Below are 13,173 nucleotides of genomic sequence, written 5' to 3' on the forward strand. Positions count from 1 at the left end.
GGGCGGGCGCGCGGCGGGCGCCCTTGGCGTCGCCTTCGCCGGCTTCGGCGAACTCTTCCTCGCGCACGACGGCGGCGTTCGGCGAAGCGGCCTTGCCTTCCAGCACGGCGTCGGCGGCGGCGCGGGCGTACAGCTGCACGGCGCGGATGGCGTCGTCGTTGCCGGGGATGGCGTAGTCGACCAGGGCCGGGTCGTAGTTGGAGTCGACCACCGCGACCACCGGGATGCCGAGCTTCTTGGCTTCCTTGATGGCGATGTCCTCATGGCCGATGTCGATGACGAACAGCGCGTCCGGCAGGCGGTTCATTTCCTTGATGCCGCCCAGCGAGGCCAGCAGCTTCTCGCGCTCGCGGCGCAGGCCCAGCACTTCGTGCTTGACCAGCTTCTCGAAGGTGCCGTCGGTCTCGGCGGCTTCCAGTTCCTTCAGGCGGGCGACCGACTTCTTCACGGTGGCGAAGTTGGTCAGCGTGCCGCCCAGCCAGCGCTGGGTCATGAACGGCATGCCGCAACGCTCGGCCTCTTCCTTCACCGCCTCGCGCGCGCTGCGCTTGGTGCCGATGAACAGCACGGTGCCGCGCTTCTGGGCGACGCCGGAGATGAAGTTCATCGCGTCGTTGAACAGCGGAACGGTCTTCTCGAGGTTGATGATGTGGATCTTGCCGCGGGCGCCGAAGATGTACGGGGCCATCTTGGGGTTCCAGTAGCGGGTCTGGTGGCCGAAATGGACGCCGGCTTCCAGCATCTGGCGCATGGTGACTTGGGGCATTGCATGGACTCCTGAAGGGGAACCGGCCATCCATTCGACAGGCCCGGACGGGCATCGTGTCGACGGCGGCTTGCCCGCGAGGGCGTGGTTCCGGGGTTGGGCCTCCCTGCGGCATCCGTGGCCGAACCCTTCGGCGAAGGGCACCCCGGCACGGGTTGTGGCAGCAGGTGTGGATTCGCCGGTGTGGCCCGACGTGGGCCGCCAGGACGGGCATGGGCCCGGCAAAGCCTGCGGAGTATAGCCGGGGCAGGGTCGCCGCCGCAAACCTGGACTGTCCGGGTGCGGCCGGGTGCGCCGGCCCCGGAGGGTGCCGGCCGGCCGCGCGGGGCCGGGATTGTCCCGGAAAGTGCCGCCACCATTCAGCCTGCCCGGCAAATAGGCGATAATCGGGCCATGGCAATCCAGCTCAAAACCCCCGAAGACATCGAGAAGATGCGCGTGGCCGGCCGCTTGGCCGCCGAAGTCCTGCAGGTCGTGGCCGCGCACGTGAAGCCCGGCGTCACTACCGCCGAACTGGACCGTGTCTGCCACGACCACATCGTCAACGTGCAGAAGGCCATCCCGGCCAACATCGGCTACGGCGGCGGGCACGGGCGCATCCCGTTCCCGTCCACGGTCTGCACCTCGGTCAACAACGTCATCTGCCACGGCATGCCCAGCGAGGGCAAGGTGCTGAAGGACGGCGACATCCTCAACATCGACGTCACCGTCATCAAGGACGGCTGGCACGGCGACACCAGCCGCATGTACTACGTCGGCACCCCGTCGGTGATGGCCAGGCGGCTGGTGGAAACCACCCGCGAGGCCATGTTCCGCGGCATCCGGGCGGTCAAGCCGGGCGCCACCCTGGGCGACGTGGGCCACGCGATCCAGCAGTACGCCGAAGCCGAGCGCTTCAGCGTGGTGCGCGAGTACTGCGGCCACGGCATCGGGCAGGTCTACCACGACGAGCCGCAGGTGCTGCACTACGGCCGCCCGGGCGAGGGCGTGGTGCTGAAGCCGGGCATGACCTTCACCATCGAACCGATGATCAACGAAGGCACCCGCCACTCCAAGGTGCTGCCCGACGGCTGGACCGTGGTCACCAAGGACCGCAAGCTGTCCGCCCAGTGGGAACACACCGTGCTGGTCACCGAGAGCGGCGTGGAGATCCTTACCCGCGTGCCGGGCGACGACAACGACCTGTGAACGCTCCCGTGGCCGCGAACGGACTTGCGCCGCGGCTTCCGGAAATCGGCCCGGACGTCGCCGACGATGCCGCTTGGTCGGCGGCCGCGCGGACCTCGCTGGCGCATACCGATGCGCGGCTGGACAGGCGCTTCGACCAGAACGACGGCATGGACCGCGTCCTCGCCCTGCGCGCGCGGGCGGTGGATCACCTGCTGAAGGACGGCTGGGCGCGTTGCGTTTCCCCCGAGGCGCCGATGGCGCTGTTCGCGGTGGGCGGCTACGGCCGCGGCGAACTGTTCCCCCATTCGGACGTGGATCTGCTGGTGCTGGCCAGTGCGGAGGCGCAACAGCAGCAGCATGACGCGGTCGCGCGCTTCTTCGCGCTGCTGTGGGACGCCGGCCTGCCGATCAGCCATGCCGTGCGTTCGGCGACCGAATGCACCAGCGCCGCCGCCGCCGACCAGACCGTGCTGACCGCGCTGATCGAGGCGCGCATGCTGGTGGGCGAACCGGTCGACGATGCGCGCCTGATCGACGCAGTGTCCGCCGCTCGGGTCTGGCCGCCGCGCGATTTCTTCGTGGCCAAGCGCGAGGAACTGCGCATCCGCCACGCGCGCTTCGGCGACACCTCGGACAACCTGGAACCCAACATCAAGGACGGCCCGGGCGGCCTGCGCGACCTGCACACGCTGGGCTGGATGGCGCTGCGCACGTTCGGCGTGCGCGACCTGGAGCCGCTGGTCGGCCTGGGCCACCTGGGGCAGGACGAAGCCGCCGCGCTGGCGCGCGAGCGCCGTGCGCTGGGCCGCCTGCGCTATGGCCTGCACCGGGTCGCCGGCCGGCCGGAAGAGCGGCTGCGCTTCGATTACCAGAAGACGCTGGCGCAACGGTTGGGCTTCGCCGACGACGCGGAGAGCCTGGGCGTCGAGAAGATGATGCAGGGCTTCTACCGCAGCGCCGCCATCGTGCGCCGGATCAGCGACCGCCTGCTGCAGCGCTTCGAGGAGCAATTCGACGGCGAAGCGCTGGCCGAACCGCTGGATGCGCAGTTCGCCTCGCGCCGCGGCTACCTGGCGGCGCGCGACGGCGAATGGCCGCAGGGCGACGTGACCCAGGTGTTCGCGCTGTTCGCCACCTGGGCCGCGCACCCGCAACTGCGCGGCCTGCATTCGCGCACCGCGCGCGCGCTGGCCGAAGCGCTGCCGCGCCTGCCGTCCTACGAAGCGGCGGGCACCGTGCAGCGCGATGCCTTCATGGCGCTGCTGCGCGGTCCGCGCGCGGTGGAAACGCTCACCCGCATGGCGCGGCTGGGCGTGCTGGGGCAGTGGATCCCCGCGTTCGCGCGGGTGTCCGGGCGCATGCAGTTCGACCTGTTCCACGTCTACACGGTGGACCAGCACACGCTGATGGTGCTGCGGAACATCGCCGCGTTCGCCGCCGGGCGCGCCGACGAGCGTTTCTCCATCGCGCACGAGGTCTGGCCGCGCTTGCGCAAGCCGGAACTGCTGCTGCTGGCCGGGCTTTTCCACGACATCGCCAAGGGCCGTGGCGGCGACCATTCCGAACTGGGCGCCGTGGATGCGCGCGAGTTCTGCGCCGCCCACGGCCTCAGCGAATCGGACACCGAACTGGTCGCCTGGCTGGTGGAGCAGCACCTGCGCATGTCGGTGACCGCGCAGAAGCAGGACATCGCCGATCCGGACGTGATCCATGCGTTCGCCGCGCTGGTGAGGGACCGCGAGCGGCTGGACTACCTCTACCTGCTGACCTGCGCCGACATCGCCGGCACCAGTCCCAAGCTGTGGAACGCGTGGAAGGACCGGTTGCTGGCCGATCTCTACTTCGCCGCGCGCCGCGTGCTGCGCGAAGGGCTGGAAAACCCCATCGCCGTCAACGAACGCCTGGCCGAGGCGCGTGATGCCGTGCGCACGCTGCTGGGCATCCAGGGCGTGGACGCGCCGCGCGCGGACGCGTTGTTCGCGGCGATGCCGGAGGAAAGCCTGTTGCGCTTCCGGCCCGAACAATTGGCCTGGCAGGCCTTGGCCATCCAGGGCGCGGCGCCCGGCGAGACGCGCGTGCGCGTGCGCCACATCGCCGACGACGCCAAGGCGATGGAAGTGTTCGTGCATTCGCCCGACCGCGACGGCCTGTTCGCGGCCATCCTGGCCACGCTGGACCGCATGGGCTTCGCCATCCACCAGGCCCGCGTGCTGGTGGGGCCCAACGGCACCATCTTCGACACCTTCGAGGTGCTGCCGGCCGATATCTACGCGCCATGCGTGCCGGCGGAAGTGGAGCAGCGGCTGGCCGCGGCGCTGTCCGGACCGCTCGACGCGGTGCGCACCTCGCGCCGGGCCGTCCCGAGGCAGTTGCGCCATTTCCGGTTCCCGCCGCGCATCGAGTTCGGCGCCACGCCGGACGGCCGCCGCACCGTGCTGAGCCTGGTGGCGCCCGACCGCCCCGGCCTGCTGTCGGACGTGGCGCAGGTACTGCGCCGGCAGCGGCTGCGCGTGCACGACGCGCGCATCGCCACCTTCGGCGAACGCGCCGAGGACATCTTCCAGATCACCGACGAGAACGACCAGCCGCTCGCCGGCGACGAGCCGCGACAGGCGCTGCGCGACGCGCTGCGCGCCAGTTTCGATACCCCACCGTAACGCGCCACAGGATTGTTGATGACCCGCAAAGCCAGCAAGACCGACGAACTGAAGTCCACCATCGAGAGCGCGTTCGAGCGCCGCGCCGAGCTGACGCCGGCCGAGATCGAAGGCTCCACCCGCACCGCCGTGGAACTGGCCATCGAAGGCCTGGAGAAAGGCAAGCTGCGCGTGGCCGAACCCGATGGCAAGGGCGGCTGGAAGGTCAACGAATGGTTGAAGAAAGCCGTGCTGCTGTACTTCCGCGTCAATGAGATGGAACTGGTGGAAGCCTATCCGGCGCCGTTCTGGGACAAGGTGGAGGCGCGCTTCGGCGCGTTCGACGAGAACGACTTCCGCAAGCTCGGCGTGCGCGTGGTGCCGGGCGCCATCGCCCGTCGCGGCACCTACTTCGGCAAGGACGTGGTGCTGATGCCCAGCTTCGTCAACATCGGCGCGCATGTGGGCGAGGGTACGATGGTGGACACCTGGGCCACCGTCGGTTCGTGCGCGCAGGTCGGCAAGCACTGCCACCTGTCCGGCGGCGCCGGCATCGGCGGCGTGCTGGAACCGTTGCAGGCCAGCCCTACCATCATCGAGGACCACTGCTTCATCGGCGCGCGCTCGGAAGTCGTCGAGGGCGTCGTGGTCGGCCACCATAGCGTGATCGGCATGGGCGTGTTCCTGGGCCAGTCCACCCGCATCTACAACCGCGTCACCAGGGAGATCACCTACGGCTACGTGCCGCCGGGCAGCGTGGTCGTCTCCGGCTCGCTGCCGGCCGCCGACGGCTCGCATTCGCTGTATTGCGCGGTGATCGTCAAGCAGGTGGACGAGAAGACCCGCGGCAAGACCAGCGTCAACGAGTTGCTGCGCGGGCTGGCGGACTGAGCCGCCATCACGGCGCCGGATGCCTTGTAGGAGCGCGCCATGCGCGCGATGCTCTTGCCGAGGTGTCCTGGATCGAAACGAAAAGCATCGCGCGCATGGCGCGCTCCCACAGGATTGCATCCGGGTAACGACATGAGCACCACGCTGTACGGACTGAAGAACTGCGACACCTGCAAGAAGGCGACCAAGTGGCTGGACCGTTTCGGTGTCGCCTACGGCTTCGTCGACTACCGCGACAACCGGCAGGCACCCGAAACCTTGAAGGAGTGGGCGGAGAAGGCCGGCGGCTGGGATTCGCTGATCAACAAGTCGTCCACCACCTGGCGGCAGTTGCCGGAGAACCGCAAGTCGCCCGGCTCGGAAGCGGAATGGACGCTGCTGCTGAAGGAATACCCGCAACTGATCCGGCGGCCGGTGGTCGTCACCGGTGAAGGCGGCTTTTCACAGGGCTTCAGCGACAATGGCTTCAAGAAGCTGTTCGGAGCGGACACGTGAGCGATGTCGTCGAACTCTCCAGCGAACTGATCCGGCGCCATTCCGTCACCCCGGACGACGCCGGTTGCCAGCAGGTGCTGGCGCATCGCCTGGAACAGGCCGGTTTCCGCTGCGAACACCTGCGTTTCGGCGAGACCGACAATCTCTGGGCGACCCACGGCAGCGGAACGCCGGTGCTGGTGCTGCTGGGCCATACCGACGTGGTGCCGCCCGGTCCGCTGGATGCGTGGACCAGCGACCCCTTCATTCCCACCATACGCGATGGCGTGCTGTACGGGCGCGGCACCGCCGACATGAAGTGCAGCGTGGCCGCCTGCACCATCGCGCTGGAGCGCTTCGTCGATGCGCATCCGGACCATCCCGGTACGGTGGCGTTGCTGGTCACGTCCGACGAGGAAGGCGACGCCCACGACGGCGTGAAGAAAGTGGCCGAACTGTTCCGCCAGCGCGGACAGGCGATCGACTGGTGCATCACCGGCGAGCCCTCGTCGAAGGAAATACTCGGCGACTTGTTGCGCGTGGGCCGCCGCGGCACGCTGACCGGCACGCTCAGCGTGCGCGGCGTGCAGGGCCATGTGGCGTATCCGCACAAGGCGCTCAACCCGATCCACAAGGCCTTGCCGGCGCTGGACGAACTGGCCGCGCGGCAGTGGGACGAAGGCTACGAGACCTTCCCGCCGACCAGCCTGCAGATCTCCAACCTGCATTCCGGCACCGGCGCCAGCAACGTCATCCCGGGCGACCTGCAGGTGGTGTTCAACCTGCGCTTCAACCCGACGTGGACGGCCGAGAAACTGGAGCAGGAGATCGAAGCGGTCTTCCGCAGGTATGGGCTGGATTACAGCGTGCACTGGCACCGCGGTGGCGAGCCGTTCTACACGCCGGAAGGCCATCTGCGCGCCACGGCGCGCGCCGTGCTGGGCGAGTTCGCGGGCGCGCCGCCGGAGGAGAGCACCGCCGGCGGCACCTCGGATGCGCGCTTCATCGCGCCGCTGGGCGCCGAGTGCATCGAGGTGGGCCCGGTCAACGCCAGCATCCACAAGGTGGACGAACACATCGCCGTGGCCGACCTGGATGCGCTGCCGGGCCTGTACCTGGCGCTGGTCGAGCGATTGATGCTGCCGGGCTGATGCCTATCCCCCTGTAGGAGCGGCTTCAGCCGCGACCGGAAACGATGAACACCAGAAGGCCACGGATCAGCGCGGATAGACACGGATAATGCCCTGTTTCTTATCCGCGGCTATCCGCGTCAATCTCTGGCAAAGGGGGGATCTTTCTGCGGTCGCGGCTGAAGCCGCTCCTACAAGGGGATTGGTTGCATCGGCAACTTTTCCGGCGATGGCCAGGGACTTGCCAAGCCCCCGGCCGACCGGTTACGGTCGCCCCATGCCTCGTCCTTCCGCGCTCGCCACGAACAACGCCAACCGCAATATTGCGCGCGCGAATAATCGTGCGTGCACGCTGCGGGTCTGCGACTAGGCGACGAAACACCAGCCGGATACCAGAGAACCCGCATCGCGAGATGCGGGTTTTTTCGTATCCGGGCCATGAAACCGAACCCACCCAGGAGTCCCCACCCCATGTGTTCCATCTTCGGCATCTTCGGGCTGCAACCCGGCGACGACGTGCAGGCCCTGCGACGGCAGTCGCTGGAACTTTCGCAGAAGCAGCGCCACCGCGGTCCCGACTGGAGCGGCGTGTACCACGACGGCGGCGCCATCCTGGTCCACGAGCGGCTGGCCATCGTCGATCCGGCCGGCGGTTCGCAGCCGCTGCGCTCGGCCGACGGCGAACTGGCGCTGGCGGTCAATGGCGAGATCTACAACCACCGCGAGTTGAAGAAGGAACTCCAGCAGGACTACGCCTTCCAGACCGGCTCGGACTGCGAGGTCATCAATGCGCTGTACCGCGAGGATGAACCCGCGTCGTTCCTCAACCGCCTCAACGGCATCTTCGCCTTCGCATTGTGGGACCAGCAGAAGGGGCGCGCATTGATCGCGCGCGATCCCATCGGCGTGTGTCCGCTGTACTGGGGCCACGACCGCGAAGGCCGGCTGTGCGTGGCCTCGGAGATGAAGGCGCTGGCGCCGATCTGTGCCGACGTGGCGCAATTCCCGCCCGGCCATTGGTACGACAGCGCCACCCGCGCGTTGACGAAGTACTACGACAAGCCGTGGCGGGAGTACGACGCCGTGCAGGGCGTCGAGGTTCCGGGGCAGGAACTGCGCGAGGCGTTCGAGCGCGCGGTGCATCGCCAGTTGATGACCGACGTGCCGTATGGCGTGCTGCTCTCGGGCGGGCTGGATTCGTCGCTGGTCGCGGCGGTGGCCGCGCGCTATGCCCGCCATCGCATCGAGGAGGACGACAAGGCCGAGGCGTGGTGGCCGCGCCTGCATTCCTTCGCCATCGGCCTGAAGGGTTCGCCGGACCTGGCGGCGGCGGCCATCGCGGCGGAATCGCTGGGCACGGTGCACCACGGGTTCGAGTACACCTTCGAGGAAGGCCTGGATGCGTTGCCGGAAGTGATCCGCCACATCGAGACCTACGACGTCACCACCATCCGCGCGTCCACGCCGATGTACCTGCTGGCGCGCCGGATCAAGGCCATGGGGGTGAAGATGGTGCTGTCGGGCGAGGGCAGCGACGAGATCTTCGGCGGCTACCTGTACTTCCACAAGGCGCCCAACGCGCGCGAGTTCCACGAGGAACTGGTGCGCAAGCTGGACGCGCTGCACAACTACGACTGCCTGCGCGCCAACAAGTCGATGATGGCCTGGGGCGTGGAGCCGCGCGTGCCGTTCCTGGACGTGGAGTTCCTGGACGTGGCGATGAAGATGGACGCGAAGCACAAGATGATCGACAAGGCCGGCGACGGTGCGGCACGGATGGAGAAAGGCGTGCTGCGCGAGGCCTTCGACGGCTACCTGCCCGATTCCATCCTGTGGCGGCAGAAGGAGCAGTTCAGCGACGGCGTCGGCTACGGCTGGATCGATGGGTTGAAGGCGCACGCCGAGGCCCAGGTCAGCGACCGCGAACTGGCCGCCGCCGACAAGCGCTTCCCGGTCAACCCGCCGCTCACCAAGGAGGGGTACTACTACCGCAGCCTGTTCGAGCAGTTCTACCCGGGGCAGGCCTGCGCCGAGACCGTGCCGGGCGGCAAGTCGATCGCCTGCTCGTCGCCGGCGGCGATCGCCTGGGATGCCAGCTTCGCCGGCGCCGCGGACCCGTCCGGCCGCGCGGTGGCCGGCGTGCACAACGCGGCGCTGTGATCTTCTCCCTCCCCTTCAAGGGGAGGGCTCAGGGCTTCAAGGTCAGCGTGTACTCCGCCTTGCCCGGCAGGAACGGCGTCGGCCTTCCATGCACCCAGTCGTCGTGGCCGGCGCCCCAGAACGGCGACAGCGGGTGGCCGCTCTGGCCGCCGGGCATGTGGATGATGCCATCGGTCTCGTGGCCCGGCGATACCACCATGCGCTCGGATGCGCCGAACGACGGGCCCTGCACGCGCGGCATGGAACCGTCGCCGGGCAGCGGTTCGCCGGGCATGCACAGCGACGGCTTGATGAAGCCGGGCAGGGCATTGGCCAGCGGGTGGCAGATCTTCGCGGTGTTGCGTTCGCCCCAGGTGCGCTGCGCCAACGGCCCTTTTTCGGCCAGATCGTCGCGCACTTCCCTGGCCGCATCTTCCAGCAACGCGCCCCAGCTCTCGTAGCGCCGGGAAAGAAGATGCGCGGGACGCTGTTCCAGCAGCGGCCACACGATGCCTTCCAGTTGCGGCAGGTCGGGCATCACGAAGCCGTCGCCCAGCGCGGCCTGCGCGGGGGCGGTCAGGCCGTCGGCGATGCGCGCGTGCACGGCCAGCCGCCACGCGCGGACCAGGCGATAGCTGACCGATTCCGGGCTGGCGCGGTCCTCCCATGTCCTGCCGGCATCGGCCAGGGCATGCAGTGCGGTGGCTTGCTCCTGCTTCTTCGCTTCGTCCTGCAACAGCTGCCACCAGCGTTGCAGGAATACCGCTCGATCGTCCAGTTGGATCGCCAGCAGGTCCTTCTCGCTGAACTGCTCCCTGGCGAACAGGCCGTCGCGGATCTGCTTCGCGCGCGCGCCCAGCGCGTAACCGCCGTCGCCGACGCGCGCCAGCGCGGCGCCGTCGAGCACGCGCGCGTTGGCCGTCCACAGGCGATGTTCGGCAGGCGCGGTGAGCACGGGCGCCAGTTGGGTGGAGATGTCCCATGGCAGGCAGGCGACCGCCGCCGGCTCTGCGGTGGCCTTGGCCGGATGCGGCAGTTGCAAGGGTGCCGGGCAGGCGCCGTCACGGGACGCCAGCGGCCCCAGGACGCGCCAGGCGATGCGTCCGTTGCGATCGCCGACCACCAGGTTCTGCGCCGGCGTCGCGGTGCGCTGCGCGACCGCGAGCGCAGCGGAAAGGTCGCCCGCGCGAGCGAAGTCCGCCAGGCCGAAGTTCAATGCGCCCGGCTGGTGCGCCACCCAGCGCAGGGCGAGGGCAGGCTGCTCGTCTTCCGCTTCATGCATCACCGGGCCGTAGCGGGTCTCCACCACATCGAATCGCACGGGTTCGCCGCCGGCCACGCGGATCGTTTCAACGTGGCGCTGCGCGGGGTCGCAATCGGCTTCCTGGTCGGTTTCCCCCGCGCACGGCCGCACCGGGTACCAGTCCGCCGTATCCGCATAGCTGTTGGTGAAGCCCCAGGCGACGTGCCCGTTGCTGCCGACGATGATGGCGGGCAGGCCGGGCAGGGTGAAGCCGGACACATCCACCTTGCCGCCGGGCGCGCGCGCATCCGGATAGCGCAGGCGCGCGCGGAACCAGATGTTCGGCGCGCGCAGGCCCAGGTGCATGTCGTCGGCCACGATGGCGCGGCCGTCGGCGGTCAGCGCGCCGCCCACGGCCCAGTTGTTGCTGCCCGGCGTGCCCTTGTCGGCCAGCCGGCGATGCGCATCGGATGCGGGCATCGGCAGTTTGCGCAGGTCGACCTGGTCGGCCGTCGGCAGCGCCGCATTGCCGCGCGCCTCGCCGAACAACGGCGCATCCCACTCGGTGCCGTCGTGCATCAGCAGAGCATGCAGTGCCGGCGGCACGTGCTGGCCGATCTTCCACAGTCCCAGCTCGCGCACGTTCTGCGAATCCTGCAGGTCGAAGTACATGGCATAGCCGGTCAGCGCCGAGTCCACGACGTCCCAGCGCCGCGGTGCTTGCCGCAACAGCAGATAAGGCCACGGACGCGTGCGCAGGTCGCCGAGCCCGGCGTTGACGCCGTCGGTATAGGCCTGCAGCTGCGGCAGGCGGCCGCCGGCGAAGGTGTCCAGGTGTTCTGTCACCCGCGCACGGATGCGGTGCACGCGCCTTTCCTTGTCCAGGTTCACGGCGATGGGGCCGAACAGTTCGGCCAGTTCGCCGGCCGAAGTGCGGCGCATCAGGTCCATCTCGAAATAGCGCTCCTGCGCGTGCACGTAGCCCAGCGCGCGCATCGCGTCGGCTTCGCTGGCGGCGTCGATGGTGACCACGCCCAAGGCGTCGCGCTGGATGGAAACCGGTGCGGCCAGGCCCTCCAGTGCGACCTCGCCGTCGAGCGCGGGCAGGCTGCCCCGCATGGCCCACCATGCCGCCAGGAACGCCAGCACGACCAGGGCCAGCAACAGCAGCGCGATGCGCCGGGTCCATTTCAACATTGTGGAATCCTTGCGGTCGGGGTGACGGGCCCGCCGATTATTCCATGGAAGCCATGCCGGTCGCCGCCATGCGCATGCGCCGGAGGCGAAGGGCGACTGAGAGTGATTCCGATTCGGCCATCGCCTGGCGCGATCCGGCATCCTGTGCGCCTTGTTACAGGAGCCGCCCCCATGAAAGGCCATCCCGACGTCGTCGATTACCTCAAGCAACTGCTGCGCGGCGAGTTGTCCGCCCGCGACCAGTACTTCATCCATTCCCGCCGCTACGAGGACATGGGGCTGAAGGCGCTGTACGCGCGCATCGACCATGAAATGGAAGAGGAAACCCAGCACGCCGACGCGCTGCTGCGCCGCATCCTGTTCCTGGAGGGCGACCCGGACATGCGTCCGGAACCGTTCGTGGCCGGCAAGACCGTCGAGGACATGCTGCAGCGCGATCTCGAAGTCGAGTACCGGGTCCGCGCCAACCTGGCCAAGGGCATGGCCCTGTGCGAACAGCACGGCGATTTCGTCAGCCGCGAGATGCTGCTGACGCAGTTGCAGGACACCGAGGAAGACCACGCGCACTGGCTGGAGCAGCAACTGGGCCTGATCCAGCGGCTGGGGATCGAGAACTACCTGTTGACCAAGCTGGACGGCAAGGTCGGCGATTGATCGCCGTAGGAGCACACCATGGGCGCGACCCTGTTGGGGCACGTCGGAGAAAAGCATCGCGCCCGAAGGCGCTCCTGCAAGGTCGATGTTTCTGCGGCCCCTACGGTACGGTCGTCTCCGTAGGAGCGGGCCATGCCCGCGATGCTTTTCCGTCACGAGAGGCGGAGGCATCGCGCCCATGGGGCGCTCCTACAGGGGCGCTGGTCGGGCCTTGGCCAGCGCGTAAACCGCAGTCGCCAATGCGCTGAGTCCGTCGGCGCGGAAGCGTGGTTCCTGGTCCAGGATGCCGCGTCGTTCCAGTAGCGATGCCTGCCAGGGCGCGGCGAACAACGCTTCGACTTCGTCCTGTTCCACCGAGAACGGCGGCCCTTCCTTTTCGGCCTGCGGGTATTCCAGCGTGATCAGCAGGCCTTGGCAGCCGGTGGGCAGCCTGGCGTACACCGTGCCGAGGTAGCGCCGACGCAACGCCGGCGGCAGGGCGATCAGCGCGGCCCGGTCGTAGACGCCGGCCACATCCGCCAGCGACTCCGCGTCCAGGCCGAAGGCGTCCCCCAGGATGATCTCGATCGGACCGGCGACATGGTGCTCGCCATGGCGGCTCGCATGCCGCCGCGGCTCCAGTCCGGCCTCGGCGAAGAATTGCTGCACCGCCAGCGGCGAGAGTTCCACGCCGAGCACGCGATGCCCTTGCGCCGCCAGCCAATGCATTTCCAGCGACTTGCCGCACAGCGGCACCAGCACGCGGCTGCCGGCGGGAAGCCGCAGCGTGGGCCAGTGCTTTTCCAGCAGCGGCATGACGTCGTCGCGGTGGAAGCCGATCTGCCCTTCCTGCCAGCGTTGCAGCCAGAAGTCCGCGTCCATCGATGAAGTCCT

The 13,173-nt window shown here is 68.7% G+C and carries 9 protein-coding genes and 1 pseudogene; 7 read left to right on the forward strand and 3 right to left on the reverse strand.

Features of this window, described 5'->3' with window-relative positions; genetic code table 11:
• A partial coding sequence (gene rpsB / locus AAD027_RS05870) for a 30S ribosomal protein S2 (RefSeq protein WP_341725082.1) occupies positions 1–766 on the reverse strand: 766 nt, incomplete at its 3' end.
• Positions 767–1,159: 393 nt separating this feature from the next.
• Between rpsB and map the strand changes: the two genes are divergently transcribed.
• From map to asnB, 6 genes and pseudogenes are all read left to right on the forward strand, one after another.
• On the forward strand, positions 1,160–1,954 hold the full coding sequence (gene map, locus AAD027_RS05875) for a type I methionyl aminopeptidase (protein ID WP_341725083.1): 795 nt from the start codon (positions 1,160–1,162) through the stop codon (positions 1,952–1,954).
• Positions 1,955–1,962: 8 nt separating this feature from the next.
• On the forward strand, positions 1,963–4,593 hold the full coding sequence (glnD, locus tag AAD027_RS05880) for a [protein-PII] uridylyltransferase (RefSeq protein WP_341725084.1): 2,631 nt from the start codon (positions 1,963–1,965) through the stop codon (positions 4,591–4,593).
• Positions 4,594–4,629: 36 nt separating this feature from the next.
• Positions 4,630–5,463 (forward strand): annotated as a pseudogene (dapD, locus tag AAD027_RS05885) (2,3,4,5-tetrahydropyridine-2,6-dicarboxylate N-succinyltransferase); the annotation flags it as partial.
• Positions 5,464–5,595: 132 nt separating this feature from the next.
• Positions 5,596–5,958, forward strand: coding sequence for an arsenate reductase (locus AAD027_RS05890; protein WP_341725085.1), 363 nt, complete (start codon positions 5,596–5,598; stop codon positions 5,956–5,958).
• Complete coding sequence (gene dapE, locus AAD027_RS05895) at positions 5,955–7,088, forward strand: succinyl-diaminopimelate desuccinylase (RefSeq protein WP_341725086.1); 1,134 nt, start codon at positions 5,955–5,957, stop codon at positions 7,086–7,088. Before AAD027_RS05890 ends, dapE begins: the two co-directional genes overlap by 4 nt.
• Before the next feature lie 450 nt (positions 7,089–7,538).
• The gene (gene asnB / locus AAD027_RS05900; RefSeq protein ID WP_341725087.1) at positions 7,539–9,227 is read left to right on the forward strand and encodes an asparagine synthase B; all 1,689 of its coding nucleotides are present in this window, start codon (positions 7,539–7,541) and stop codon (positions 9,225–9,227) included.
• Positions 9,228–9,255: 28 nt separating this feature from the next.
• Here asnB and AAD027_RS05905 read toward each other — a convergent pair whose 3' ends face one another.
• Positions 9,256–11,646, reverse strand: a complete 2,391-nt coding sequence (locus AAD027_RS05905; RefSeq protein WP_341725088.1) for a penicillin acylase family protein — start codon at positions 11,644–11,646, stop codon at positions 9,256–9,258.
• Between the two features lie 171 nt (positions 11,647–11,817).
• Between AAD027_RS05905 and bfr the strand changes: the two genes are divergently transcribed.
• A complete protein-coding gene (gene bfr, locus AAD027_RS05910; RefSeq protein WP_341725089.1) occupies positions 11,818–12,300 on the forward strand; it encodes a bacterioferritin in 483 nt (160 codons plus the stop codon).
• A 189-nt stretch (positions 12,301–12,489) separates the two neighbouring features.
• On the opposite strand, the gene AAD027_RS05915 is transcribed toward bfr, so the two are convergent.
• On the reverse strand, positions 12,490–13,161 hold the full coding sequence (locus AAD027_RS05915) for a thiopurine S-methyltransferase (RefSeq protein WP_341725090.1): 672 nt from the start codon (positions 13,159–13,161) through the stop codon (positions 12,490–12,492).
• Positions 13,162–13,173: the final 12 nt, after the last annotated feature.

It is taken from the genome of Pseudoxanthomonas putridarboris (genome assembly GCF_038321125.1).
In the GTDB taxonomy this organism is placed as follows: Bacteria; Pseudomonadota; Gammaproteobacteria; order Xanthomonadales; family Xanthomonadaceae; genus Pseudoxanthomonas_A; species Pseudoxanthomonas_A putridarboris.

Excerpts from the sequence above, each read along its gene's own strand:
- map (WP_341725083.1), top strand. The coding sequence starts at position 1,160 with ATGGCAATCCAGCTCAAAACCCCCGAAGACATCGAGAAGATGCGCGTG.
- AAD027_RS05905 (WP_341725088.1), bottom strand. The coding sequence starts at position 11,646 with ATGTTGAAATGGACCCGGCGCATCGCGCTGCTGTTGCTGGCCCTGGTC.
- AAD027_RS05890 (WP_341725085.1), top strand. The coding sequence starts at position 5,596 with ATGAGCACCACGCTGTACGGACTGAAGAACTGCGACACCTGCAAGAAG.
- bfr (WP_341725089.1), top strand. The coding sequence starts at position 11,818 with ATGAAAGGCCATCCCGACGTCGTCGATTACCTCAAGCAACTGCTGCGC.
- asnB (WP_341725087.1), top strand. The coding sequence starts at position 7,539 with ATGTGTTCCATCTTCGGCATCTTCGGGCTGCAACCCGGCGACGACGTG.
- AAD027_RS05915 (WP_341725090.1), bottom strand. The coding sequence starts at position 13,161 with ATGGACGCGGACTTCTGGCTGCAACGCTGGCAGGAAGGGCAGATCGGC.